This is a genomic window from Streptomyces sp. SCPE 10 (genome assembly GCF_051980735.1).
In the GTDB taxonomy this organism is placed as follows: Bacteria; Actinomycetota; Actinomycetes; order Streptomycetales; family Streptomycetaceae; genus Streptomyces; species Streptomyces misionensis.
Genome location: NZ_CP197069.1, coordinates 6,425,531 through 6,449,346, shown reverse-complemented (window position 1 = coordinate 6,449,346; position 23,816 = coordinate 6,425,531). Strand labels below are relative to the sequence as shown.

The 23,816-nt window shown below is 72.2% G+C and carries 20 protein-coding genes, 3 pseudogenes and 1 riboswitch; of the genes and pseudogenes, 13 read left to right on the top strand and 10 right to left on the bottom strand.

Annotation, left to right across the window (positions count from 1 at the left end):
* Positions 1 to 158: 158 nt before the first annotated feature.
* The 3 genes and pseudogenes from ACSP97_RS29610 to ACSP97_RS29600 all read right to left on the bottom strand — a co-directional run.
* A pseudogene (locus ACSP97_RS29610) lies at positions 159 to 362 on the bottom strand (hypothetical protein); the annotation flags it as partial.
* 236 nt (positions 363 to 598) lie between these two features.
* The gene (locus tag ACSP97_RS29605; protein WP_440555082.1) at positions 599 to 3,367 is read right to left on the bottom strand and encodes a Tn3 family transposase; all 2,769 of its coding nucleotides are present in this window, start codon (positions 3,365 to 3,367) and stop codon (positions 599 to 601) included.
* Complete coding sequence (locus ACSP97_RS29600) at positions 3,256 to 3,645, bottom strand: DUF4158 domain-containing protein (protein ID WP_440555080.1); 390 nt, start codon at positions 3,643 to 3,645, stop codon at positions 3,256 to 3,258. Before ACSP97_RS29600 ends, ACSP97_RS29605 begins: the two co-directional genes overlap by 112 nt.
* A gap of 137 nt (positions 3,646 to 3,782) precedes the next feature.
* On the opposite strand from ACSP97_RS29600, the pseudogene ACSP97_RS29595 reads away from it, so the two are divergent.
* Positions 3,783 to 4,313: pseudogene (locus ACSP97_RS29595) on the top strand (serine hydrolase); the annotation flags it as partial.
* Between the two features lie 70 nt (positions 4,314 to 4,383).
* Here ACSP97_RS29595 and ACSP97_RS29590 read toward each other — a convergent pair.
* Genes ACSP97_RS29590 through ACSP97_RS29575 form a run of 4 tightly spaced genes read right to left on the bottom strand, consistent with a single transcriptional unit; the run spans position 4,384 to position 8,942 of the window.
* Positions 4,384 to 5,784: a GH1 family beta-glucosidase gene (locus tag ACSP97_RS29590; RefSeq protein ID WP_355152656.1), complete on the bottom strand. Its 1,401-nt coding sequence runs from the start codon at positions 5,782 to 5,784 to the stop codon at positions 4,384 to 4,386.
* A complete protein-coding gene (locus ACSP97_RS29585; RefSeq protein ID WP_355152666.1) occupies positions 5,781 to 6,620 on the bottom strand; it encodes a carbohydrate ABC transporter permease in 840 nt (279 codons plus the stop codon). Before ACSP97_RS29585 ends, ACSP97_RS29590 begins: the two co-directional genes overlap by 4 nt.
* A 7-nt stretch (positions 6,621 to 6,627) precedes the next feature.
* On the bottom strand, positions 6,628 to 7,620 hold the full coding sequence (locus tag ACSP97_RS29580; protein WP_355532864.1) for a carbohydrate ABC transporter permease: 993 nt from the start codon (positions 7,618 to 7,620) through the stop codon (positions 6,628 to 6,630).
* A 5-nt stretch (positions 7,621 to 7,625) separates the two neighbouring features.
* The gene (locus ACSP97_RS29575) at positions 7,626 to 8,942 is read right to left on the bottom strand and encodes an ABC transporter substrate-binding protein (protein ID WP_355532866.1); all 1,317 of its coding nucleotides are present in this window, start codon (positions 8,940 to 8,942) and stop codon (positions 7,626 to 7,628) included.
* 514 nt (positions 8,943 to 9,456) lie between these two features.
* On the opposite strand from ACSP97_RS29575, the gene ACSP97_RS29570 reads away from it, so the two are divergent.
* Positions 9,457 to 9,900: an ASCH domain-containing protein gene (locus tag ACSP97_RS29570; protein ID WP_440555077.1), complete on the top strand. Its 444-nt coding sequence runs from the start codon at positions 9,457 to 9,459 to the stop codon at positions 9,898 to 9,900.
* A 131-nt stretch (positions 9,901 to 10,031) separates the two neighbouring features.
* Positions 10,032 to 11,903, top strand: coding sequence for an eCIS core domain-containing protein (locus tag ACSP97_RS29565; protein ID WP_388295835.1), 1,872 nt, complete (start codon positions 10,032 to 10,034; stop codon positions 11,901 to 11,903).
* A 29-nt stretch (positions 11,904 to 11,932) separates the two neighbouring features.
* Here ACSP97_RS29565 and ACSP97_RS29560 read toward each other — a convergent pair whose 3' ends face one another.
* Positions 11,933 to 13,351 (bottom strand): purine-cytosine permease family protein, encoded by a 1,419-nt coding sequence (locus ACSP97_RS29560; RefSeq protein WP_440555075.1) that lies wholly within the window; start codon positions 13,349 to 13,351, stop codon positions 11,933 to 11,935.
* Between the two features lie 225 nt (positions 13,352 to 13,576).
* Positions 13,577 to 14,578 carry a helix-turn-helix transcriptional regulator gene (locus ACSP97_RS29555; protein WP_440555073.1) on the bottom strand — a complete coding sequence of 334 codons (1,002 nt, stop codon included), beginning with the start codon at positions 14,576 to 14,578 and terminating at the stop codon, positions 13,577 to 13,579.
* An 89-nt stretch (positions 14,579 to 14,667) separates the two neighbouring features.
* On the opposite strand from ACSP97_RS29555, the gene ACSP97_RS29550 reads away from it, so the two are divergent.
* From ACSP97_RS29550 to ACSP97_RS29510, 9 genes and pseudogenes are all read left to right on the top strand, one after another.
* A complete protein-coding gene (locus ACSP97_RS29550; RefSeq protein WP_355322774.1) occupies positions 14,668 to 15,066 on the top strand; it encodes a VOC family protein in 399 nt (132 codons plus the stop codon).
* A gap of 131 nt (positions 15,067 to 15,197) precedes the next feature.
* Positions 15,198 to 16,406 (top strand): sensor histidine kinase, encoded by a 1,209-nt coding sequence (locus tag ACSP97_RS29545; RefSeq protein ID WP_388315730.1) that lies wholly within the window; start codon positions 15,198 to 15,200, stop codon positions 16,404 to 16,406.
* A gap of 132 nt (positions 16,407 to 16,538) precedes the next feature.
* Complete coding sequence (locus tag ACSP97_RS29540; RefSeq protein WP_358675082.1) at positions 16,539 to 17,360, top strand: LytR/AlgR family response regulator transcription factor; 822 nt, start codon at positions 16,539 to 16,541, stop codon at positions 17,358 to 17,360.
* A complete protein-coding gene (locus ACSP97_RS29535) occupies positions 17,353 to 17,727 on the top strand; it encodes a hypothetical protein (protein ID WP_355322768.1) in 375 nt (124 codons plus the stop codon). Before ACSP97_RS29540 ends, ACSP97_RS29535 begins: the two co-directional genes overlap by 8 nt.
* Before the next feature lie 10 nt (positions 17,728 to 17,737).
* Positions 17,738 to 19,297: a sodium/solute symporter gene (locus ACSP97_RS29530; protein ID WP_355152637.1), complete on the top strand. Its 1,560-nt coding sequence runs from the start codon at positions 17,738 to 17,740 to the stop codon at positions 19,295 to 19,297.
* Positions 19,298 to 19,558: 261 nt separating this feature from the next.
* Complete coding sequence (locus ACSP97_RS29525) at positions 19,559 to 20,191, top strand: acetate uptake transporter (RefSeq protein ID WP_358269592.1); 633 nt, start codon at positions 19,559 to 19,561, stop codon at positions 20,189 to 20,191.
* 26 nt (positions 20,192 to 20,217) lie between these two features.
* Positions 20,218 to 20,349: a hypothetical protein gene (locus ACSP97_RS29520; RefSeq protein WP_440555069.1), complete on the top strand. Its 132-nt coding sequence runs from the start codon at positions 20,218 to 20,220 to the stop codon at positions 20,347 to 20,349.
* 197 nt (positions 20,350 to 20,546) lie between these two features.
* A riboswitch (SAM riboswitch) is annotated at positions 20,547 to 20,687 on the top strand.
* 196 nt (positions 20,688 to 20,883) lie between these two features.
* Positions 20,884 to 21,597 (top strand): annotated as a pseudogene (locus ACSP97_RS29515) (IclR family transcriptional regulator); the annotation flags it as partial.
* Positions 21,598 to 21,686: 89 nt separating this feature from the next.
* Positions 21,687 to 22,349, top strand: a complete 663-nt coding sequence (locus ACSP97_RS29510; RefSeq protein ID WP_440555067.1) for a 2'-5' RNA ligase family protein — start codon at positions 21,687 to 21,689, stop codon at positions 22,347 to 22,349.
* A gap of 170 nt (positions 22,350 to 22,519) precedes the next feature.
* Here the strand turns inward: ACSP97_RS29510 and ACSP97_RS29505 are convergent, their stop codons facing one another.
* On the bottom strand, positions 22,520 to 23,098 hold the full coding sequence (locus tag ACSP97_RS29505; RefSeq protein WP_358675073.1) for a TetR/AcrR family transcriptional regulator: 579 nt from the start codon (positions 23,096 to 23,098) through the stop codon (positions 22,520 to 22,522).
* A gap of 30 nt (positions 23,099 to 23,128) precedes the next feature.
* Between ACSP97_RS29505 and ACSP97_RS29500 the strand changes: the two genes are divergently transcribed.
* Entirely contained in the window at positions 23,129 to 23,644 is a 516-nt protein-coding gene (locus ACSP97_RS29500; RefSeq protein WP_355152630.1) for a GNAT family N-acetyltransferase, read from the top strand.
* Positions 23,645 to 23,816: the final 172 nt, after the last annotated feature.

Sequence of the window (23,816 nt, the reverse complement as noted above, 5' to 3'; positions counted from 1 at the left end):
CACTGCCCCCGGAGCCGGCCGTCGCGCCGGGCGAACCACCCGGCCTCCGGGTACGGGTGGTTCGCCCGGCGCGACACCCGTGAAGGGTGCCGCCCATGTGGCGGATCCGCAGGACCGGATTCGATCAGCCGTCGGACTCCGAGGAGGGGATGTACGCCACCGAACCGGGTCAGCGACGGGTCGCCGTTGCCCTGTGCCATGTCACCGAAGACCTGGTCGTAGGTCCGGTTCTCCTTGACGATCAGGAAGACGTGCTTGATCGTCGACGGGTCGCCCGGCTTCACCGGGACCGGCACGGGCGCCGCGTCGCCGGTGCCCCGGGTGATCGAGGTGCCGTGCCAGCCGTTCTGGGTGAAGACCTTCCTTTGCGCGCGGCCACGACCGCGACCGCGCTCGACATCTGGGGCCAGCTCGAAATGCGCCGCCCCCTCGCCGTCGACGCAGCCTCCGAGAAGGTCACCGTGATGGCGCCCGCTGTACAGCCGCCTGCTCCTGCCCGACGGCCGCCGACTGAGCTCATTGGTCAGGCCCCTCCCCGGCCCGGCGCCTCAACTAAGGTCAACGATCCGCCGCTCGCCAGCAGGGCGTGGGCTGGCCTTCAGGATGCCGACCCGGCCCCACCGTCCGCCGCCGATCGGGCGCCATCCGACTCGGGCGGGGTGCGGGGGCCGGGCACCATGGCCGCCGCCGCGGCCGCGAGGTCGAGGTGGGAGTTCATGTCCAGTTCGAACCGGCCGTAGGGGTTCACGTGGGTCCAGAACAGCGGGGACAGGGCCCGCCGGTCGGCGTCGGTGAGCCGCTTCTGCCATTTCTCCTCGCTCAGGATGTCCTGAAGCAGCAGGGTGTTGACGTGCACCAAAGCGGACTGGAGCAGGTGCAGCGCGAGCATGGAGACCTCCTGGGACTCCTTGTCGGAGCCGGTCAGGTCGCCGTCCTTGCCGTAGAACAGGTCGTGGTTGGCGCTGTTCCAGTTCTCCACGACCTGGAGCCCGTCGTTGATCTCGCGGCGCAGGTCGGCGTCGGCGAGGTAGTCGCAGATGAACGCCGTGCGCACCGCCCGCCCGAGTTCCTCGATCGCGCGGTAGGTGGGGTGTTTGGGCCCGCCGCGAGTGAAGCGCCGCAGGACTTGCTCGGCCTCGGCGGTGCCCAGGCGCAGGGCGGTTGTGTACTTCACGATCTGGTCGTACTGCTGGCGGATCAGGTCCCAGTCGATCGTCTTGGTCGACAGCACCGGCGCCAGGTTCGGCCACTTCTCGTCCTGACCGGCCGCCGGCCGGTACAGCCTCGCTGAGCCGACGTTCTTCAGCCTGGGCAGCAGGTTGAAGCCGAGCATGTGGGCGAAGGCGAACCCGACGATGGAGGCTCCGTGCGTGTCGGTGTACTGCCGGTCGATCTCCACGTCCGTGCAGTGCCGCAGCACGCCCTCGATCATCGCGGCGACCTCGGAGGCCGAGCAGGATTTGAGCTGGCTGTAGACGCACAGCGACTTCTTCTCGACGTGCCAGTAGATCATCACGCCGGGGCCGCGGTATCGCTGGTGCCACTCGGTCATGAAGTTGCTGGACCAGGAGCTGAACTTCTTGGAATCGCTGGCGCAGGCGGTGCCCTCGCCCCACCACGCCGCATCGCGGGCGGCGAAGGTGGCGGTGACCAGCCGCACCAGCGCCGCACGCAGGTTGGTCCGGTTGACGAACAGGTGCCGTACCCGGCGCAGGACGGCCTCGCTCTCTCCGTGCTTGCCGGTGACCGCGACCCGCTTGATGCCCATGTTCGTGCCCAGCGCGAACAGCACCAGCAGCAGCCGGCGCCGCAGCACCGCCTTCGGGACCGCCTCCCTGGTGGCGACCGAGGTGAACTCGCCGGTGAAGCCGGTGGCGAACTCGGCCTCCTTGAGGATGTCGATCAGGTCGATGGTGCCCCAGCGGCGTTCGATCTCCGCCTTCAGGGCGACGAGGTTCTCCGGCTCCTCCTGCTTGCCCAGCGGCGAGACCTTGATCCACGGCTCACCATGTCGGCGAACGATGTCCACTCCGCTCGTGGTGCCCAGCTCCAGCGCCGTGTCGAAGCGGGGCAGGGCCTCGCGCAGCCTCTTCTGGAGGGCCTCGAGGAACTTCTCCGGGTCCTGCGGCTGGCGGATCGCGTCGTAGTGCACGTCACGGTTGTCTTCGAAGTCCGGTGGCAGATCGTCCTCCGGGTTCCGCCACCGGTTCGCCCCGGGCACCCATATCTCCCGCCGCCGCAGCGCATCCCGCAGCGACACGAGCACGCACAGCTCGTATGGGATGCGCTCGACCCGGCCGCGCTCATCCACGACCGCCTTGCGCCACTCCTCGCGCACCACCCCGCCCAGCGGGATCTTCTCCGCCTCGTCGAAGAACGCACCCTCCCTGGCGATGGGCTGATCCAGATACCGCTTGAGCAGGTCGATGGCGTCCATCACCGGCCGGTAGGCAGTGTTGTTGCACTTCAGCTCCAGCGCGTTCAGCAGCGGCGAGAGCATCCGCCGCCAGTGGTTGGAGTACGACGAGCGCAGCACCGTACGCACCCGGGCCCGGTAGCGCGCCTCGTTCGCCGCGGCCTCCGCCGCCAGCGCCTTCAACGTGGACTCCCCGGCCACCGGATAGATCACCTTGCGGACCGTGCCGCCCGGCTCCGCGACCGCCGCCTCCGCCAGCCGCAACAGGATGCCCTCCTTGCCGCGGACCCGCTTGAGCTCCTTGTTGAACTCGCCCTCGACCTTCTTCTCCGCCCGCGTGTTGATCTTCTGCACGAGCTGGATGAACAGCTCCACCAGCGAGTCGGTGATCTCCGTCTCCCGGACATGGCACAGCGTCGACAGCAGCGTGTACCGCACCGGCCCCGCCGCCGCCCGCAGGTCCGAGGGATACTCCTTCGCCGCCCGCGCACGCCAGGCCGCCACCAGCTTCTCCGACACGTCCCCGAACAGCTCCGGCGGCAACTCCAGCGCTCGCACCCGCTGGAGCTTGTTCACCTCCGCCAGCAGGCTGTCCAGCCCCAACGCGCCCGGGTCCGCCTTCAGCTCGGTGAAGAACGTGCCCCCACCGCCCGCGCTCTCCTCATCCGCGCCGGCGGCCTCGGCGATCAGATCGTCCAGCCGGGACCGGGTCGCCGCCGACAACCGGCCCACCGTGGCCGCGCAGAACCGCTCCTCAAAGGTGGTGACCGCCGACCCCACCAGCCGGGCGATCTGTCCCGGGGCCGGGGGCTCCAGCCGGTCCTTGCGGCAGCGAGCCACTACCGCACCCGACAGCCGGTCCCGGGACAGCTCCACCCCGCACAGCTCCACCGCCAGCCACTCGGCGAGCTGGGCCTGGTCCTCCTCCGTGCACTCACGGAAGCCGAACACGCCCCGGATCTCCATCCGGTGCCGCTTGACGCCCGCCCCGCCCAGTCGTACGCAGCCCACTCCTCCGCAGGCACCCTCACCTGCTGGGCGACGTACGACACCGCCGGCACCGGGATCTCCCCGGCGTCCTCCGGGAACCGGGCCTCCACCTCGAAGAACTTCAGCAACAGCGCGAACCCCAACCGGTTCGCACCCGACTTGTTCCGCAGCCGCTCCTGGTCCTCCTCCAGCAGCGTCCAGACCTCGATCAAGTCCTCCGGCTCCCACTCCTGCCGCACCCCAGGCTCCTTCCAGTCGTCATGACCGGACCAACCTCGCCGAGCACTGCCCCCGATGAGCCCAGAAGATCAAAAACGCTGACACGCACCCCCAAATCCGCTACAGAGAGCTACTTGTCACTTCGCCGCAGCTTCGGGAGAACAGGGCCTACGCGGAGAAGATGATCGAGAACAGCGACAACGACTCGACCAGTGCGCTGTGGACCGAGATCGGGAGCGCGCAGGGACTCGACGCGGCCAACACACGTCTCGGCCTGACCGAGACGCAGGGCGGTGACGGGACCGTGTGGGGCGTCACCCAGACCACCGCGCGGGACCAGGTCCGGCTGCTCCAGAACGTCTTCGGCGACACATCGCCGCTCAGCTCCGCCTCACGCGCGTACATCCAAGACCTGATGACACATGTGGCCGCCGACCAGGCCTGGGGCGTGTCGGCGGCGGCGGACGGCGACAGCTCGACCGCCCTCAAGAACGGCTGGCTCCAGCGCAGCCGAACCCGCACGTGGGACGTCAACAGCATCGGCCGGATAGAGAAGGACGGCCGCGTCTATCTGCTGGCCGTGCTGCTCGACGGATGCAGCACCGAGGAGGTCGGCATCAAGCTGGTGGAGCAGGCGGCGGTCGACGCGGTGGCGGCTTTCGCCGAGACCCTGACCGGCTCCGATTGACCGAGTCGGGGCGGTCGGCGCGGGGAGCGGGGCCCTCGGGCGCCCGCTCCCCGTGACACCGACGCCGGGCTCAGGCGGCGTCGCTGCGCAGTCGCCCGTGGGCGCGGACGATCTCCGCGTAGCGGTGACCGCTGTTCTTGATGGTGCGTTTCTGGGTGGTGTAGTCCACGTGGACGAGGCCGAAGCGCTTGTCGTAGCCGTACGCCCACTCGAAGTTGTCCAGCAGGGACCAGGCGAAGTAGCCGGCCAGGGGGGCGCCGCGGCGGATCGCGGAGGCGCAGGCGGCCAGGTGGGATTCGAGGTAGTCCCGGCGTTCGGGGTCGTCGACGGTGCCGTCGGGACGGAGCACGTCGGGGAAGGCGGAGCCGTTCTCGGTGACGTAGAGCGTGCGGGCGCCGTACTCCTCGGTGAGGCGCAGCAGCAGGGTCTCGATGCCGCTCGGGTCGATCTCCCAGTCCATGCCGGTGCGCGGCACACCCTCGCGGCGTACGGAACGGGCGTACGGCGCCGGGCCGTCGGGGTCGTCGGTGACGTGGGCCGGGAAGTAGTAGTTCAGGCCCAGCCAGTCCAGTGGCGCCGCGATCGTCTCCAAGTCGCCGGGCTTCAGCGGGAGTTCCACGCCGTAGGTCTCGATCATGTCGGCGGGGAAGCCGCGGCCGTGCACCGGGTCGAGCCACCAGCGGTTGACGTGGCCGTCGTGGCGGTGGGCCGCGGCCACGTCCTCGGGGCGGTCGGTGGCCGGGTGCACGGTGGAGAGGTTGTTGACGATGCCGATCCGGGCGCCGGGGGCGGCGGCGCGGACGGCCTCGGCCGCGAGGCCGTGGCCGAGGAGCAGATGGCAGGAGGCGCGGACGGCGGCGGTCAGATCGGTCCAGCCGGGTGCCATCGTGCCCTCGTAGTGACCGATCCAGGCCGAGCAGGAGGGCTCGTTGAGCGTCGTCCACAGCGTGACCCGGTCGCCGAGGCGGGCGGCGACCGCGGACGCGTAGTCGGCGAAGGCCAGGGCGGTGTCCCGCTCCGGCCAGCCGCCGCGGTCCTGGAGCACCTGCGGCAGGTCCCAGTGGTAGAGGGTGACGGACGGGGTGATGCCCGCCGCGAGCAGGTCGTCCACCAACTCGTCGTAGAACGCGAGCCCCTTGGGGTTCACCGGGCCGGTGCCGCCGGGCACGACGCGCGGCCAGGCGACGGAGAGCCGGTAGGCGTTGGCGCCGAGGCGGCGCATCAGAGCGATGTCCTCGCCCCGGCGGTGGTAGTGGTCGCAGGCGACGTCGCCGTTGTCGTCGCCCGCGATCTTCCCGGGGGTGTGCGAGAAGGTGTCCCAGATCGAGGGCGCCCGGCCGTCCTCGGCGACGGCCCCCTCGATCTGGTAGGCCGCGGTGGCCGTGCCCCACAGGAAGTCGTGCGGGAAGGCGGCGAGGTCGATGGGTTCGGACACGGAAGTCCCTTCGGAATACGGGGTGTTGCCGGTCATTTGACGGCGCCCGCCGTCAGTCCGGCGACCAGGTAGCGCTGGAGCAGCAGGAAGCCGGCCACCACGGGCACGCTGACGACCAGGGAGGCGGCCATGATCTGGTTCCAGTAGACGTTGTTGAGGGTGGAGTAGCCCTGGAGGCCGACGGCGAGGGTGCGGGTGGTGTCGTTGGTCATCACCGACGCGAACAGCACCTCGCCCCACGCGGTCATGAACGCGTAGACGGCGACCGCGATGATGCCGGGGATCGCGGCCGGTACGACGATCCGGAACAGCGCGCCGAGCGGCCCGCAGCCGTCCACCAGCGCGGCCTCGTCCAGGTCGCGCGGCACCGAGTCGAGGTACCCGATGAGCATCCAGATCGAGAAGGGCAGCGAGAAGGTGAGATAGGTGAGGATCAGCCCGCCGCGGGAGCCGAACAGGGCGATGCCGGTGGCGTTGCCGATGTTGACGTAGAGGAGGAACAGCGGGAGCAGGAACAGGATGCCGGGGAACATCTGGGTGGACAGCACGGTGACCGTGAAGACGCGCTTGCCCCGGAAGTCGTAGCGGCTGACGGCGTAGGCGGCGAACACCGCGACCACGACCGAGCAGAGGGTCGCGGCGCCGGCCACGATCAGCGAGTTCACGAAGTAGCGGGCGAGCGGCACGGTCGACCAGATGTCGATGTACGGCCGGAACGTCAGCCCGCTGGGCAGCCAGCGGAACTTCCCGGTGACGTCCGCGAGGGGCTTCAGCGAGCTGGAGACCATCACGTACACCGGGATCAGCACGAAGCCGGTGAGCAGGGTCAGAAAGACCCGGCGGGCCCACAGGAACGAGCGCGGCGGTGCCATGGGCGAGTCATGCATCGGCGCCCCTCCGTCCTCGGGACGTGATCAGCAGATAGGCGCCCGTCACCACGAGCAGGAAGAGCAGCAGCAGGACGGACATGGCGGAACCGGTGCCGAAGTTCCAGGTGACGAAGGACGCCTGGTAGATGTGGACGGAGACGAGGTCGGCGGCGTCCGGCGCGGCCCTGCCGAACAGCACGTACGGGGTGTTGAAGTCGTTGAACGTCCACAGGAACAGGACGAGGATCAGCACCTGGTTGACCGGGCGCAGCGACGGCAGGGTGATCCGGGCGATCCGCTGCCACATGCCGGCGCCGTCCAGCGCGGCGGCCTCGTACAGCTCCCCCGGGATGTTCTGGAGCCCGGCCGTCACCACCAGGAAGGCGAACGGCCAGCCCTTCCACACGGACACGGTGAGCAGGGCGTAGAAGCTGTTGTCGCCGATGAGCCAGAAGGCGGGCTTGTCGGTGAGGTGCAGCTGGTCGTGGAGGACGTGGTTCACCAGGCCGTTGTCGTGCTGGAACATGAACACCCAGGTGATGACGGCCGCGTAGACGGGCAGCGCGTACGGCACCAGGAACAGGGCGCGCAGCAGGCCCCGGCCGCGGAAGGAGTCCTGGAGGAAGAGCGCGGCGGCGGTGCCGATCAGCCAGCACAGGGCGACGGACAGCAGGGTGAAGCCGACGGTGACGAGGAAGGAGTGCAGCAGCGCGGCACCGACGGGGGCGTCGAAGTCCACCGTCATCCGGTAGTTGCCGAGCCCGGCCCAGGGGGCGCTGCTCCAGTCGCGGATGTAGATCTGCACGAGTTCCTTGAAGCTCATCATGACGCCGATGACCATCGGCACCAGATGGACGAGGAGTTCGAGCAGGAGGGCCGGCAGGAGCAGCAGGTAGGGCAGCAGGGCCCGGTGGGTCCGTCCGGTGCGCCGGCGCGGCTTGCGGGCCGTCGGCGCACCGGAGGGTGTTCCTCGCACCGGTTCCTGGAGTGCGGTCGTGGTCATGGTCGTTACGCCGCCGGCATCTGCTGCTGGGCCTTCTGCAGCGCGGCCCGGACCGAGTCGGTGGTCACCGCGCGGCCGGCGGCGGCGTCGGCGAACAGGTCCTTGACGGCCGTACCGACCGTCGTCTCGAACTGCGACTCGTTGGGCACCTGCGGCAGGGCGGCGGCGCTGGTGGTGAGGGTGTTCTTGAGCACCGAGTTGGCGGGGGTGTTGAACGCGGGGTCGCTCTGGGCCGAGGTGACCGGCGGGATGGAGCTGTAGGCCTTGTTGAGGATCTTCTGCTCGTCGTCCGAGGTCATGAACTTGACGAACCGCGTCGCCCCGTCGACGTTGTGGGTGTCGCGGAAGACCGCGATGTTGATGCCCGCGACCATCGAGTCGATCTGGGTGCCGGGACCGGGGGTGCCGGAGCGCACGGGCACGGGCGCCACGCCGTAGTCGCTCTCGTGCATCCCCTGCGACGCGAGGTTGGCGGAGGCCGACTGCCACAGCAGCATGGCCAGGCGGCCCTTGGCGAAGTCGCTGACGGACTGGTTCTGCGCGTACTCGGCGTCCCCGGTCGGGATGACCTGGTCCCGGGCCATCAGATCGACGTAGCTCTTGACCGCCTCGACCACCTTGGGGTCGGTGAAGGCGGGCTTGCCGTCGGAGGTGAAGAAGTCGGCGCCGTGCTGCTTGGCGAAGACGAACACGTGGTGGATGTTCTCCGACAGGTTGGAGCCCTCGGCGCCGAGCACCGACTTGTCCTTCGCCTTGATCTTCTTGCCGTCGGCGATCAACTCGTCCCAGGTGGCGGGTGGTTGGGATATCCCCGCGTCGGCGAAGATCTTCTTGTTGTAGTAGAGCGCGTACGCCATGGAGTACAGCGGCACGGCGGCCGGGTCCTTGCCCTGGGCGCCGGTCGAGGCGAGCGCGGATGCGACGAACCGCCCCTTGCCGCCGATCTTGTCGAAGTTCTTCGCGTCCCAGGGCATCAGCGCGCCGGTCGCCTGCAGGGACGAGCTCCAGGTGTTGCCGATGTTGAGCACGTCCGGCCCCTGACCGGAGGTGGCCGCGGTCAGGATCCGGTTGAGCAGATCCGACCAGGGCACGACCTCCAGCTTCACCTTGATGCCGGTCTGCTTCTCGAACTTGTCGAGTTCCGGCTGGAGCACCTGCTTGTCGACGGCGACGCTGGCACCCTGGTTGGAGGCCCAGTACGTCAGCGTCTTGGGTGCGTCGTTCGACCCGCCCCCCGTCGACGAACCGCCTCCGCAGGCCGTCGCCGCGAGGACGAGTGACAGGGTGACGGCACAGGTTGCCGCGGCTCGGATGCTGCGCATGACTAAGCCCCTCACGTCTTAATTTAGGACGTGAGTTAACCGGCGGGGGGACGACGCGTCAAGGGTTTCGGCGGATCTCGGTCGATGCGAACCCCGTCGAGGTCAGGGGGCGTTCGGCGGGCCTGCCGTCCGGCCGGACGACGGGCGCCGGACGCCCCGCTCGCGACCGACCGCCGTAACGGCGACCTACCCGGGCCGCGGTTCCGGGAAACGCCGGGCAGGACCTGGCGGCCTACCGCTTCCTGTACGACCTGCCGACGTGTACGGCGGCACCCGTACGCCCACCCGGGCCGGCCGGGCTACGACGGCCCGACCGGTCCCGGCACCCCGAACGGGACCGGGGCCTTCACCAAGTGACCACGTGCACCGCGCCGTTCACGCCGACCCGTCCGCGCCCCGCCGGGGACGGGCGGGGGCGGGCGGGCCGGGCGCGTCGGGAGCACGCCGGCCCGCGCGAGCCAACCCACCTGTGCAACACGTGAGTTCGCCGACACGTCTCGAGTACGCTCGGCCCATGTTCCCCGACGATCTCCCCACGCTGGCCCTCGCCTTCCCCGGTCCGGAGCGCGACCGCGGGGTCGAGGCCATCGTCGCCGGACGCAAGACCGCGATGACGGCGCTGGCCGAGATCCTGGAGCGCGCGGGCGAGCCCGTGCCCGAGGCGGGCATGCGGTACGCGGTGCTCGACTCGGACGACCGGCCGGCCGTCGTGATCGAACTGACCGAGGTCCGGGTCATCCCCTTCGGCGCGGTGGACGACCGGTTCGCCCGGGACGAGGGCCGAGGGTACGCGGACGCCGCGGAGTGGGCCGCCGCCCACCGGGAGTTCTTCGGCGGCGAGACGATGACCGAACTGCTCGGCTACACCCCCGCGGTCGACGACGACGCGCTGGTCGTCGCCGAATGCTTCCGTGTCGTCGACCCGGACACCGCCGACACCACCGCCGGTCCACGCTGACCGGGCCCCGCCGCACTCCGCCCGGTGCCCCGCCCGTTGCCCCCGTCAGGCATCTGTCCTGCCCCGGTTCTGCCCGTTCTCCCCTACCCGGCGGGCCGTCGGCGCCGTACACCGGAACGGAGGAACTCGCCGTGGTGAGGAGCGACGTGCGCGGACACCGCAAGCGACACGAGGAGACCGCGGGTGCCGAGCCCGCCACGGCGCGCACGGCCGACGCCCGGCGTCCCGGCCCGGGCGCCCCGGTGCGGCCCGACGCACTGCCCGCCCTGCAACGGCTGATCGGCAACGCCGCGGTCGGCGAGCTGCTGAACCGGGCCGGACCGGAGCACGCCGACCCGGAGGAACGAGGGTCCGCGTCGGTGCGCCGGGTGCTGCGCTCCCCCGGCCGCCCGCTGGACGAACCGGTGCGCGCCGACATGGAGACCAGGCTGGGCGCGGACTTCTCCGACGTCCGTGTGCACACCGACCGGGCGGCGCACGAGTCCGCCGCCGCGGTCGCCGCCGAGGCCTACACCTCCGGTTCCCACATCGTGTTCCGGCGCGGCCGCTACGACACGGCGTCCGACGCGGGCCGCGAGGTGCTCGCCCATGAGCTGACGCATGTCGTGCAGCAGCGGCGCGGGCCGGTCGCCGGGTCGGACACCGGTACCGGGCTGGCGCTCAGCGATCCGTCGGACCGGTTCGAGCGCGAGGCGGTACGGGTGGCGGCCGGTGCCCTGCCCGGCGCCGCGGCTGCGCCGCCGGCCGGGCGCCCGGGTGCCGGGCTGCCCGTCGCCCGCCTGATCTCGGTCGAGGAATTCCGGCGGCGGACCGCCGTGGGCCGCTTCGAGAAGCGCGGCTCTTCCATCGAAGCGGTCGAGCGGGAACTGGCGGCCTATCACAAGCTGCCGCAGGAGGGGTTCAGCGCCCGGTTCAGGCAACTGGAGAAAATCAGGGCCGCCGCCGAGGAGTACGCCAGGAACTCGAAGTCGAAAAGGCATCAGGCGGAGGTCGATTCCCTGGTCGCGGAAAGCCACACGGAATCCAACGACATCCGGCTGGACGCGGTCATCGAGGAGATCATCGAGCAGGTGCACGCCCACCAGGAGATCTGCCGGCGGCTGGAGGAGGCCAGGAACACGGCGGACGGACTGGCCCGGGCGCGCCTGCTGCTGGCCGCGCAGGACACCGTCCTCACGCGGATCGAGGAGACCGGCGCGGCCGTGGACAGCGACCTGTCCCTCACCAACGCCCGGCTCGCGGACTGGGTGAACGGCGTCGTCAGGGATCTGCCGGAGGACGACAGACGCAGGCTGGTCGAGGACGATCTGGACCGCCTGGACGCCATCCGGCGGGACCCCGGCGCCCCGCAGGTCACCCGGGATCTGCTGGGCGACCTGCTGGCGCACCGCGGCATCGTCGGCTTCACGACCGGGATGCCGGGCACGTCCCTCTCCCCCGAGGGGTCCGCCGAGAAGTACTCGATGAGGCACGCCGTGTACCAGGGGCAGGGCACGACCGAACGGCTCGGTTCGCTCGCCCATGAACTCACCCATGTGGACGCGGGCGAAAGCTATGCGAACACCGCGATCCTGCTGCTCCTGCGGCGCGGTCTCGGCGACGACGAGATCCGCCGGCTGGCCGAGGAACGGAATGCGGAGATCGACCTTCTGAAAGACCTGCTGGAACAGGACGGAGGGACGCTGACCGCCGCCCAGAGCGACCTCTTCAGGGCGAAGCTCGACTACGCGAGCGACCCGCAGAAGGGGGTCGGCCGTTACGCCGCGAGCTTCAAGTCGCACGGCAAGATCGACGAACCCACCTACCAGTACCTGATGCGCGTCGAGCTGCTCACCGCGAAGAAGAGTTCCGTGCTCGTGGAGTACGACACCGTGATCACCCAGCTGCTCGTCTATCTGCACCGCTGGGGAGTGGCCCACGACCACCCGCTGTACACCGAGGTGGCCCGGCTGGCCGCCCGGCTGCGGTCCGACCGGGCGGACGCCGCGACCGCCGACCGGTAACGCCGGGCCACCCCGCGCTCAGGACCACCTCAGGAGACGGGGGTCTGCGTCCTCGTCCCCGGTTCGGCGGTGAGGATCATGCGGTCCGGGACGTGGCCGGTGTCCCGGCGGGCCGCGAGCCAGTAGAGGAGGGCCGGGATCGCGAGGCCGACGATCCAGGAGATGTCCGTGCCGCCGAGGTGCCTGACCAGCGGGCCGGTGTAGAAGCTCGTGGTCAGGAAGGGGAGTTGGACCAGGAGGCCGATGCCGTAGACGACGAGGGCGCGGACGCGCCAGGCGCCGTAGCGGCCGTGCGGGTCGCTCAGCGCGGGCAGGTCGTAGCGCTCCTTGGCGATCAGGTAGTAGTCCGCCAGGTTGATCGCGGACCAGGGGGTGAAGGCCGTGAGCAGGAAGAGCAGGAAGTCCTTGAAGGAGTCCAGGAAGCTGTCCTTGCCCAGGAGGGCGATCACGGTGCCCGCGATCATGATCCCGGCGATGTAGACGGCGCGCACCCGCGGGGAGACGGTGCGCTGGGCGCGGAAGCCACCGATCCCGGTCACCAGCGACATGAAGCCGCCGTAGGTGTTGAGCACATTGACGGTCAGCTTGCCGAGGGCGATGACGAAGTACAGGAACGAGGCCATCAGGCCGGCGCCGCCCAGCCCGACGACGTAGCCGACCTGGTTGTCCACGAAGGCGCTGCCCGCGGTGGCCGCCACGAGGGCGCCGAAGGTCATGGACCACTGGGAGCCGAGCGCGGTGCCGCCGAGGGTCCACCAGAAGGTGGCGCGGGCGGAGGTGGCGCGGGGCAGGTAGCGCGAGTAGTCGGCGACGTACGGGCCGAAGGCCAGCTGCCAGGAGGCGGAGAGCGAGACGGCGAGCAGGAACAGCGGCAGGTGGAAGGAGCGGTCGGCGAGCAGGCCGGTCAGGTCGGCGCGTCCCAGCAGGCGGATGCCGAGGTAGACGAACGCGAGCGCGCAGACGATGCTGGCGACCCGGCCCAGGGTGTGGATGAGCCGGTAGCCGACGATCGTGGTGACCGCGGTGATCAGGGCGAAGATCACGATGCCGGTGGTGTCGCCGAGGTGGGTGAGTTCACCGACGGCCTCGCCGGCCAGCACGCTGCCGCTGGCGAAGAAGCCGACGTACATGACGATGACCAGCACCAGTGGGACGACGGCGCCCCGGACGCCGAACTGGGCCCGGCTGGAGATCATCTGCGGCAGACCGAGGCGGGGCCCCTGCGCCGAGTGCAGGGCCATGACGGCGCCGCCGAGCAGGTTGCCGAGCAGCAGGCCGATGATCGACCAGAAGGCGCCGCCGCCGAAGACGACGGCGAGCGCCCCGGTGACGACCGCGGTGATCTGGAGATTGGCGCCCAGCCAGAGGGTGAACTGGCTGAAGGCGCTGCCGTGCCGTTCGGCGTCGGGAACCACATCGATCGAGCGTTGTTCGACCACGCTTGTCATAGGTATGCCCTCTCCCGCAGTTCCATCACCGACCTGCATATGTCTATGCAGGATGAGAGTTATTGAATGGGAGGTCAATACTTTGGCGGGAAATATATGGTGCGGGCCCACGGGCGTGCCCCGCGAACGGCCGGCGCGGAAGCGGCGTCCGACCGGGCGCCGGGGGATCGGTCGCCCGCCGCCCGCCGGCATCGCCGAACCGCCCGGGACGGGCCGGCCGGCCGCTCACGCGTGGGGCGGTCTGCGGCGGGCGCTGTCCGCGAGGCGTGCGGCGAAGTCGGCGACCAGGGCACGGAGTTCGTCCGGCCGCTCGATGACGAAGGGGCGGTCGAGCGAGGCGAGCACGGCGGGCAGCCAGTCGAGCCGTTCCACCCGCATGTCGACGCGGGACCAGGGCTCGGGCTCCGCGTCCCCGCCACTCGCGGTCGGCAGCTCGGCCACGATCGCGACACCGGCGGGCAGCCGGTCCTGGAGGTGCTCGGCGGTCCCCTGGACCCGCACCGTCACCTCGTGCCGGTACGGAGCCGTGGCGAGACCGCGCAGGACGCGCTGCGCGGGGTCGGGACCGGCGGGCGGCTCGAACGAGCCGGGCAGGGTGCGCACGCCCAGCATCCGGTCCAGCCGGAACATGCGGTCCTCCCCCGCCGTGCGGTCCTCCCCGGTCACGTACCACCTGCCCGCGTGGGCGACCAGCCCGTAGGGGTGCAGCGTGCGCTCGCTGCGCCGGCCGTCCGCGGCGACGTACCGGATCGAGACCGGCCGGCGATGGTGCACGGCGTCCGCGAGCGGGAGCAGGACCGCGCTCTCCGGGGCCGCCGAGGTGCCGGGCGCGGCGGTGAAGGCGAGGGAGCCGAGTACGGCGTCGAGCCGGTGGCGGAGCCGTTCGGGCAGCACACGTCTGATCTTGGCCGCCGCGGTCTCGCTCGCGGTGCCGGTGGCGGGCAGCAGACCGGACCGCCGGCCGGCGACCAGGCCGAGCAGTACCGCGAGCGCCTCGTCGTCGCTCAGCATCAGCGGGGGCATGCGGTAGCCGGGGGCCAGCCGGTAGCCGCCGTACCGGCCGCGCACCGACTCGACGGGGATGTCCAGGTCGACGAGGTGATCGACGTACCGGCGCACCGTGCGCTCGTCGACGTCGAGCCGGGCGGCGAGTTCGGCGACGGTCCGCAGACCGCCGGACTGCAGCAGCTCCAGCAGGGTGAGGACGCGCGCGATGGGTCGGGACATACCGACAAGTCTGCCGTGGATACCGGGCGGGTTCTGTCCGGTATCCGTTCTAGCGTGGGGCCGCAAGCACCACCTTCCTGGGAGATTCCATGAACTTCACCTCGATCCGTGTCATCACCGGCGACGTCGCCCGCATGGTCGGGTTCTACGAGCGCGCCACCGGAGTGCGGGCGAGCTGGTCCACGGACGACTTCGCGGAGCTGCGGACCGCGTCGGCCACCCTCGCCGTCGCCGGTGTCCGGACCGTGCCGCTGTTCGCGCCCGGCGCCGCCCGCCCCGCCGACAACCACAGCGTGATCATCGAGTTCATGGTCGACGACGTGGACCGCGTGCACCGGGACCTGGCCGAGGTCGTGCCGGACTTCGTCCAGCAGCCCACCACCATGCCCTGGGGCAACCGCTCCCTGCTGCTGCGGGACCCCGACGGCAACCTCGTCAACTTCTTCACCCCCGTCACGCCGGCCGCCATCGCCAGGTTCGCCCGCTGACACGACCCGGGGGCGCCGCGCCTTCGGCCGTCGGACGCGGCGCCCGGCCCCGGCCACCGCGGTACCTCCGCGAGCGCCCTCCGGCACGGGACGGCTACCTCGCCCGGCACGGGAGGGCTACCTTGGCCGGCATGGCAGACATCTTCCGGCGCCCCGGTCGGCTGCGCCGGCACGCCGGGTTCGACGGGCGCGCCGGGCAGGCGGCCTTCGAGGCGCTGCACCGCGCGTCCCTCGCGGCGCCGGCCCTGCGCGGGGGGCTGACCGAGACGTCGGCCGGTGCGGCAGCCCGGCATCTGCGCGAGCTGCTGGGCGTCCCGGGGCTCGCCCTCACCGACACCGAGCGGGTGCTGGCCTGGGACGGTGCCGGCAAACACCATGGCGCGGGCGCGGCGGAGCTGGCGCGGGAGGTGCTGGCCGGCGGCGGCAGTGCGGTGCTGAAGGCGGACCGGGTGTGGTGCGGCGAGCTGCGCTGTGAGCTGCGCGAGGCCGTCGTCGCGCCCCTGGTGGTGGAGGACCGGGTCGAGGGCGCGCTGCTGGTCTACGCCCCGGGTGTGTCGGCCGGCCTGGTGCGGGCCGCCGGCGAGGTGGCGCGCTGGACCTCCGGCCAGCTGGAACTCGCGGAGATGCACCGTTCCCGCACCCGGCTGGTGGAGGCGGAGCTGCGGGCGCTGCGCGCGCAGATCTCGCCGCACTTCTCGTGCAACGCGCTGACCGCGATCGCCTCGCTGGTGCGCACCGATCCGCAGCGGGCCCGTGAACTGCTGCTGGACTTCGCCGACTTCACGCGCTACTCGTTCCGGCGGCACGGTGAATTCACCACGCTGGCCGAGGAGTTCCGCTCGATCGGCCAGTACCTGGTGCTGGAGCAGGCGCGGTTCGGCGACCGGCTGCGCATCGACGTCCAGGCGGCCGTGGAAGTGCTGCCGGTGGCCGTGCCGTTCCTGTGCGTGCAGCCGTTGGTCGAGAACGCGGTGCGGCACGGTTTCGAGGGCAGCACCGGACCGGGGCGGATCACGGTCCTCGCGTGGGACGTCGGGGCCGAGGCGCACATCACGGTCGAGGACGACGGGGCCGGCATGGACCCCGAGAAGGTGCGCCGCATCCTGGTCTCGGGCGGCACGGCCGCCTCGGGCGGGAGCGGCTCGGGCGGGGTGGGCCTCGGCAATGTCGACGCCAGGCTGCGGCGGGTGTACGGCGACGCCTACGGGCTGGTGATCGAGACCGCGCCCGGCGCGGGCACCAAAGTACGGTTGCGGGTGCCCAAGTACCGTGCGGGGGTGACGGCTCCGCCGGCCGCGGAGGGAGCGCAGCCGCCCCGGCTGCGCGAGGCGCTCGGCTGAGCCGGACCACTCCACGCGCACCCGGGCGAGCGGCCCGCCGGCCGGCCGCCGACCGAACCCTTTTCCGCGTGTGGCCAATCCCACACCGCTGGAGAGATTGACCAACTATATGAGCGCTGCTCATATGTGCGCATGCTCCGCATCCTGGTGGTCGACGACGAGCCACACGCCCGGGACGAGCTGGTCTACCTGCTCGGACTGCACCAGGGCGTCGGTCCCGTCGAGTGCGCCGCGGACGGGCCTTCGGCCCTGCTCGCGCTGGACCGCGCACTGGCCCACCGGCACCCCGTGGACGCGGTCTTCCTCGACATCCGCATGCCCGGTCTGGACGGGCTGGAGGTGGCCCGGGTGCTGTCCCGCTTCGCCGAGCCGCCGCCGGTCGTGTTCGTCACCGCGTACGACGACTTCGCGGTGCCCGCCTTCGAGGTGCGCGCCCTCGACTACCTGCTCAAACCCGTCCGCGCCGAGCGGCTCGCGGAGACCGTCCGGCGGATCGGCGAGCGGCGTGCCCAGGCCCCGGCCGCCGCGGGCCCGGCCCCGGCTCCCCCGGCCGCGCCCGGGCCGTCCGCGCCACCGGCGGTGCCGCCCGCCGACGACGAGACGATCCCTGTGGAGATCTCCGGGGTGACCCGCTTCGTGCAGCGCTCCGAGGTACGGCACGTGGAGGCGTGCGGCGACTACGTGCGCCTGCACCTCGCGTCCGGCAGCTGTCTGCTGCGGGCGCCGCTGTCCAGCCTGGCGGAGCAGTGGCAGGACGCGGGGTTCGTGCGGGTGCACCGCCGCCACCTCGTCGCCACCGGCCACATCGAGGAACTGGTCGCCGACTCGGGACGGTTGTCGGTACGGGTGGCCGGGACCGTGCTCCCGGTCAGTCGCCGCAGCAGCCGCCGTCTGCGCGAGCTGATGCTGCCCGCGACCGGCCTCCCGCGCGGCGCAAGGGCCGCCCGTGGGTGACCCGTCCCGGCGCGTGACCGTCACCCACCCGCGCACCCGTGCCGCCCGGCCCGGCCGGCGGGACGCGGCGGTGCGCGACGTGCACGAGCAGACCCCGCTCGGCGAGGTGTACATGAAGGCGCTGATGCGCACCCAGCTCCGGCTGGGCCTGCTGGTCTGCGCCGCCGTCTGCCTGCCGCTGGCCGCCCTGCCGCTGCTGCTCGGGCACGTCCCCGTGCCGCACTGGGCGCGGCCGTGGGGCGCCGGACTGCCCTGGCTGGTCCTGGGGCCGCCCGTCTACGCGCTGCTGGTGGCGGCCGGGATCTGCTACGTCCGCCGCGCCGAGCGCAACGAACGCGACTTCGACGAACACGTCCGCCGCTCGTGAGCGCAGACCGGTGAACGCGCCGGCGAACCTGACCGCCGTCCTGCTCGTCGTGGCCGTGACGGTGGGCATCGGCGGCTATGGCCTGCGCTCCCGGTCCACCCCGGACTTCTACGTCGCCTCGCGCACCGTCTCGCCGCTGCGCAACGCCGCCGCCGTGAGCGGCGAGTACCTGTCGGCCGCCTCCTACCTGGGCATCGCCGGGCTGCTGGCGACGTACGGGAGCACGATGCTCTGGTACGGCATCGGGTACACGGCCGGCTATCTGGTGCTGCTCGTGCTGGTGGCCGCACCCCTGCGCCGCTCGGGGGCCTACACCGTCTCCGACTTCGCCGAGGCGCGCCTCGGCTCGCCGGCGGTGCGCCGGACGGCCACCGTGTTCGTCGTCCTGATCGGGCTGCTCTACCAGGTGCCCCAACTGGTGGGCGCGGGCCTCGCGCTGCACACGGCCCTCGGCGCGCCCGCCTGGTCGGGCACCGTGCTGGTGACCGCGGTGGTGCTGGTGAGCGTGATCACCGGAGGCATGCGCAGCGTCACCCTCGTCCAGTCCGTCCAGTACTGGCTGAAACTGATCGCGCTCGCCGTTCCGGCCCTGGTCCTGCTGCTCGTCTGGCGCGGAGTCTGGCACCCGGCCGGCGGCCCGGCGCCGCTGCCGGTGGCGCCCACGGCGTCCGGGCACGGCGGCGGCCAGGGGCTCTACGGCGTCTATTCGCTGATGGTGGCCACCTTTCTCGGCACGATGGGGCTGCCGCACGTCACCGCCCGCTTCTACACCAGCCCCGACGGCCGCGCGGCCCGCCGTACGACGGTGGGCGTCCTGTGCCTGCTGGGCGTCTTCTACCTGCTGCCGGAGGTGTACGGCGGGCTCGGCCGGCTCTACGCGCCGGACCTGGCCGCGGCGGGCCGGGCGGACACCGAGGTGCTGCGGCTGCCCGGCCTCCTGGTGCCGGGCGCCGGCGGCCGGCTGCTGGCGGCGCTGGTGGTCGCGGGGGCCTTCGCCGCGTTCCTGTCGACCTGTTCCGGGCTGGCCCTGTCCGTGGCCGCGGTGCTGTCGCAGGACCTGTTCGGCGGGGACGTACGGGGATTCCGGCGGGCCGCCGCGCCGGCCGTCCTGGTGCCCTGCGCCATCGCGCTGCTGCTGTCGGGGAACGGCATGTCCGTCGCCCACGAAGTGGGCCTGATCTTCTCGGTGGCCGCCTCCACGTTCTGTCCGCTGCTGGTGCTGGGCATCTGGTGGCGGCGGCTGACCGCGGCCGGAGCCGTCGCCGGGATGCTGGTCGGCGGCGGGCTGTCCGCGGCGGCCCTCACCCTCACGCTGCTGGGGGTTGGCGGACCGGGCTGGGTGGGGGCCCTGCTCGCCGAGCCCGCCGCCTGGAGCGTTCCGGCGGCGTTCCTGACCATGGTCGGCGTCTCCCTGCTCACGCCCGGCAGGGTGCCCGCGACGGCCTCCGTGCTGCTGGCCCGGCTGCACCTGCCGGAGGCGCTGGCGGCGGGACCGGCCGACCGCTCGGCCACGGCCGGCGACCGTTCGTCTCCCGGCGCCGTCCGTTCGTCGCTCGACGGCCACCACTGATCGACAAGTCCCGTACGGGGGCTCCCCGGCGGGGCGGGTGTGCCGCACAGTAACCGACCGGGGGAAAGGCACCGGCACGGGACGGCCGGCGGCGCTCCCCGACCGGGAACGGCGACCCGTCCCGTCCGCGCACCCGCGCTCCGGACCGGCCCGCGGCCCGGCCCGCACCGCCCGTGCGCCGTCGCGCCCGCACCGCCTCCCTCCCGGACCACCTCGCTCCCGGACCCGCGTCCGAGCCCTCCTCGACCCAAGGACCGCACCATGACCGACACCCAGACGCCCGGCACCGACGAGCGGACCCCGGCGAGCCCCGCGGCCCCGCGGCCGCAGATCGCCGACCCCGGCCCGCTGGGCCTGGCGGCCTTCGCCCTCACCACCTTCGTGCTCTCCGTCTTCAACGCGGGCCTGATCAAGGACGGCGCCCTGGAGGCCGTGGTGCTGCCGCTCGCCCTCTGGTACGGGGGCATCGCGCAAGTGCTCGCCGGGATGTGGGAGTTCCGCAAGAACAACACCTTCGGCGCCGTGGCCTTCACCTCCTACGGCAGCTTCTGGCTCTCCTTCGCGGCCTACGTGCGGTTCGTCGCCCCGAAGCTGCCGGCCGCCCACGCCTACCAGGCCACCGGCCTGTTCCTGCTGGCCTGGGCCGTCTTCACCCTCTACATGACGGTCGTGGCAACCCGGATCAACGCTGTCCTGCTCGCCGTGTTCACGGCGCTGTCGCTGACCTTCGTCCTGCTCGCCGCCGGGGAGCTGGGGCAGAGCACGGGCGTCTCGCACGCGGGCGGCTGGGCGGGGCTGCTCACCGCGCTGCTGGCCTGGTACGGCTCGTTCGCCGGCGTGGCCAACGCCACCTGGAAGGACAAGTCCCTGCCCACCTGGCCGCTCGCCGGCTGAGTCCGCCACCGGCGCACACCCGACCGATGGGCAGCACCCTGCGCCGCCTCCTGCGCGACGTCGCCGAAAACCGCCAACTCGGCGACGTCCTCACCCTCACCGACTCCAGCGTCATGAACCTCATCCAGTACGAGCCTCCCACCACCAGCGGGGACTGAGCGGCGGTCGAGCCGCATGTCCTTCCCCTCGCGCGCGACTTGGGCAGACGCACCGTCGAGCGTGGCACCGCGCACCTGCATCCCGGCGGTCGATCGGCACGGAAGCGGCAGAACCTGACCGGTTGCCAGGGCCGGGGGTTCGATCGCCGAGGACTCCCCCGGTTCGGCAGGCCGGGGCGTCTTGTAAGGTTGCTCCCGAATCATCCAGAGGGGTGGAGGGACCGGCCCTACGAAGCCCCGGCAACTCCCCGGTCGAGTCGGCGTGCGACACGCGCGTCACCGAGCGGGATCAGTGCCAACTCCGGCCTGTCGCCAACGCGGCGCGGGAAAGATGAGGAGACACGGTGCTCTCTGTGCTGTCCGACGCCCGGGCGCTTCCCGCCCCGGCCCCTCTGTGTACCCGTCTCGTGTCCGGCGCAGGCGATCGGCCGACCCTTCCGGCCTGTCCCCGCTGACCTCACCGCTCCTCGCCGGAGCCCCCCGTGCGCGCGGCCCCACCGGCGCCCGCGGGATTTGAGACTGGAGTACCCATTCATGGAGAAGACGAGCGGCGTGGGCGTGCTCGACAGAGTCGCCCTGATCCTCGGTGCCTTGGAGGCCGGACCCGCCACCCTGGCCGGTCTGGTCACGACCACCGGTCTGACCCGCCCCACCGTGCACCGGATCGCCGTCGCGCTCGAACGCCTCCGCCTGGTCACCCGGGACGCCGGAGGGCGGTTCGCCCTCGGCCCCCGGCTCTCGGAACTGTCGGCCGCCGCCGGCGAGGACCACCTGCTGACCGCCGCGGGCCCGGTCCTCACCCGGCTGCGCGACGCCACCGGCGAGAGCGCCCAGCTCTACCGCAGACAGGGTGACCAGCGCATCTGCGTGGCCGCCGTCGAGCGTCTGGCCGGTCTGCGCGACACCGTTCCCGTCGGGGTCGCCCTGCCCATGCAGGTCGGCTCCGCCGCCCAGGTCCTGCTCGCCTGGGAGGAACCCGAGCGCCTCTACCGCGGCCTGAGGGGAGCCCGCTTCACCGCCACCACCCTCAGCGGCGTACGGCGTCGCGGCTGGGCCCAGTCCGTCGGCGACCGCGAACCCGATGTCGCCTCCGTCTCCGCGCCCGTGCGCGGCCCGTCCGGCCAGGTGGTGGCCGCCGTCTCCGTCTCCGGCCCGATCCAGCGCCTCACCCGCCACCCCGGCGCCCACCTCTCCCGGACCGTCGTCGAGGCGGCCGCCCGTCTCACCGAGGCCCTTCGCCGCCCCGGTACGCCCGAGCGGCGCCCCGCGACGAAGTCCGCCGAAGACGCGGCGGGCGGCACCCTGGAGAAGGGGGTGCCGGCGGGCGAGGAGGCGTGATGCGTACGGACGGCCAGGCGGACGGGGACCGGGTGCGGGCCGCGCCCGTCGGCGTCCTCGACGTGTCCCCGACGGCCCGTACGGCGGTGGCGTGGATCCCGCCGGCGCAGCTGTGGCCGCCGCTCCAGGACATCCGCCGGGAACACGATCCGCAGATCCACCGCTGGCCGCCGCACGTCAACGTGCTCTTCGGCTTCGTCCCGGAGGCCGACTTCGAGCGGGCCGCCCCGCTGCTCGCGGCGGCGGCGGCCGAGGTGCCGGTCTTCACCGCGCGGCTGGCCGGGGTGCGCGCCTTCCGGCACCGGGCGTACTCCACCGTGTGGCTCGACCCGGCCGCGGCGGGCGGGGCACCGTGGGCGGACCTGCACCGCGCACTGCGACATCGGTTCCCGTGCCGCCGCGGGCCGGCCGAGGAGTTCACCCCGCACCTGTCCCTGGGCCGGACCCGCGATCCCCGGCGGGTCTGCACCGACTGCGCCGCCCGGCTCCCCGCCATGGCGGCGACGGTCTGGGAACTCGTCCTGCTCGCACGCGGCGGGCAGGGGCCGATGCGGCCACGGGCCACGGTCGCCCTGGGCACCGGCGAGGTCCGGTGGCTGACCGGCCGCGAGGACGCGGGCCCGGAGGACACGGCATGGCTCGCCGAGATCACCGACCGGTGAGTCGGGAGCCCCGGCCGGGGGCCCGGGGGCCGTGCGGGGTTCCGATCGGTGCCGGGTTCCGGAGGGGGAAAGGTTGCGGTCGGTGCCGGGGCACGGTCGTCACCGGGTGCGGACGGGGCAGTCCCCAAGGGGTTCAAGCCGGTTCGTCCCCACCGGGGATGCGGACCGGCTCACTCCACGGTCGCCAGCAGACGGCGCACCGCCGAACCGGTGCGTTCCCGGTCGCCGGTGGCGAGCAGGTCCAGCAGTGCGCCCCGGAGGGCGGCGAGCACCAGCGTGCGCTGGGCGAGGCCCGCGTCGGTGTCTCGTGTCCGCGGGGGCTGGGCGTCGGCGAGCAGCGCGAGCCAGTCCGCGACCGTGTCGCCCGCGAAACCGGCCCAGGGCCCGTCGGGTTCGACGAGCGACCGGGCGTAACTCTCGACCCAGAGTTTCAGCAGGCCGCGGTGGGCGTCGTCGGACAGCCACCGCCACAGCTCGTCGGCCACCGACGCCAGCCCCTCCGACGGGCGCCGCTGGGCGGCGAGCCGCCGGACCGCCGTCAGCTCGTCGGCTCTGGCCCGCGCGAGCAGGGCGCGGACCAGTCCGTCCTTGCTGCCGAACAGGTACAGCAGCACGCGCGGGGAGGACTTGATCTCCTCGGCGAGCGGACGCAGGGACAGCTCGGCCAGGCCGCTGCGCAGGACGTACGCGTACGCCGCCTCCAGCAGTTCCTGCCGTCGCGGGGAGGGGGTTGCTTCGGATCGGGACACCCGGGTTATTGTACTGAAACAGTCGTTTCAGTGAGCCTGGAGGTCATGATGTCGACGGAACACGAGGTGATCGTCCGACCGCTGGGCCGGCCAGGGGACCTGGGCTGGGTGGTGATGACCCATGGCGAGCTGTACCACCGGGAGTTCGGCTGGGACGCCGGCTTCGAGACACTCGTCGCCGGCATCGTCGCCGACTACGCCCGCGGCGGGCGCGCGCGGCCGCAGGCGGCGTGGATCGCGGAAGTGGACGGGGTCCGGGCCGGCAGCGTCTTCTGCATGCCGGGGGACGAGGAGGGCACCGCGCGGCTGCGCCTGCTCCAGGTGACCGCCGCGGCGCGCGGACTGGGCCTCGGGTCCCGACTGGTCCGCCAGTGCCTCGACTTCGCGCGGGACTCCGGCTACAAGGCGGTCACCCTGTGGACCAACGACGTCCAGAAGGCGGCCCGCCGCGTCTACGAGGCGCACGGTTTCGCGCTGACGGCGGCGGAACCCCATCACAGCTTCGGCCACGACCTCGTCGGCCAGACCTGGCGGTGCACGCTGTAGCCCCTGGCCCGCGGCTCGCCGGCCCCGAACCACGGCGTACGGTGGTCGAGGGCGAGGAGCACCACCTGGCCACCGGGGACTGCGCCCGCTTCTCGGGCATGAGCAGGCACTACCGCACGACGCAGACATGCCCGCCGTCACCCTCACGGCGGTGGGACGCCTTGCCGGACCG

What these genes read in the sequence shown, in the direction of transcription:
- ACSP97_RS29555 (WP_440555073.1), bottom strand. Translation starts at nt 14,578, where the DNA reads ATGTCCCGACCCATCGCGCGCGTCCTCACCCTGCTGGAGCTGCTGCAG.
- ACSP97_RS29520 (WP_440555069.1), top strand. Translation starts at nt 20,218, where the DNA reads ATGGGCAGCACCCTGCGCCGCCTCCTGCGCGACGTCGCCGAAAACCGC.
- ACSP97_RS29590 (WP_355152656.1), bottom strand. Translation starts at nt 5,784, where the DNA reads ATGACCGGCAACACCCCGTATTCCGAAGGGACTTCCGTGTCCGAACCC.
- ACSP97_RS29510 (WP_440555067.1), top strand. Translation starts at nt 21,687, where the DNA reads ATGCGTACGGACGGCCAGGCGGACGGGGACCGGGTGCGGGCCGCGCCC.
- ACSP97_RS29560 (WP_440555075.1), bottom strand. Translation starts at nt 13,351, where the DNA reads ATGACAAGCGTGGTCGAACAACGCTCGATCGATGTGGTTCCCGACGCC.
- ACSP97_RS29540 (WP_358675082.1), top strand. Translation starts at nt 16,539, where the DNA reads ATGCTCCGCATCCTGGTGGTCGACGACGAGCCACACGCCCGGGACGAG.
- ACSP97_RS29545 (WP_388315730.1), top strand. Translation starts at nt 15,198, where the DNA reads ATGGCAGACATCTTCCGGCGCCCCGGTCGGCTGCGCCGGCACGCCGGG.
- ACSP97_RS29585 (WP_355152666.1), bottom strand. Translation starts at nt 6,620, where the DNA reads ATGGCACCGCCGCGCTCGTTCCTGTGGGCCCGCCGGGTCTTTCTGACC.
- ACSP97_RS29570 (WP_440555077.1), top strand. Translation starts at nt 9,457, where the DNA reads ATGTTCCCCGACGATCTCCCCACGCTGGCCCTCGCCTTCCCCGGTCCG.
- ACSP97_RS29525 (WP_358269592.1), top strand. Translation starts at nt 19,559, where the DNA reads ATGACCGACACCCAGACGCCCGGCACCGACGAGCGGACCCCGGCGAGC.
- ACSP97_RS29580 (WP_355532864.1), bottom strand. Translation starts at nt 7,620, where the DNA reads ATGACCACGACCGCACTCCAGGAACCGGTGCGAGGAACACCCTCCGGT.
- ACSP97_RS29550 (WP_355322774.1), top strand. Translation starts at nt 14,668, where the DNA reads ATGAACTTCACCTCGATCCGTGTCATCACCGGCGACGTCGCCCGCATG.
- ACSP97_RS29575 (WP_355532866.1), bottom strand. Translation starts at nt 8,942, where the DNA reads ATGCGCAGCATCCGAGCCGCGGCAACCTGTGCCGTCACCCTGTCACTC.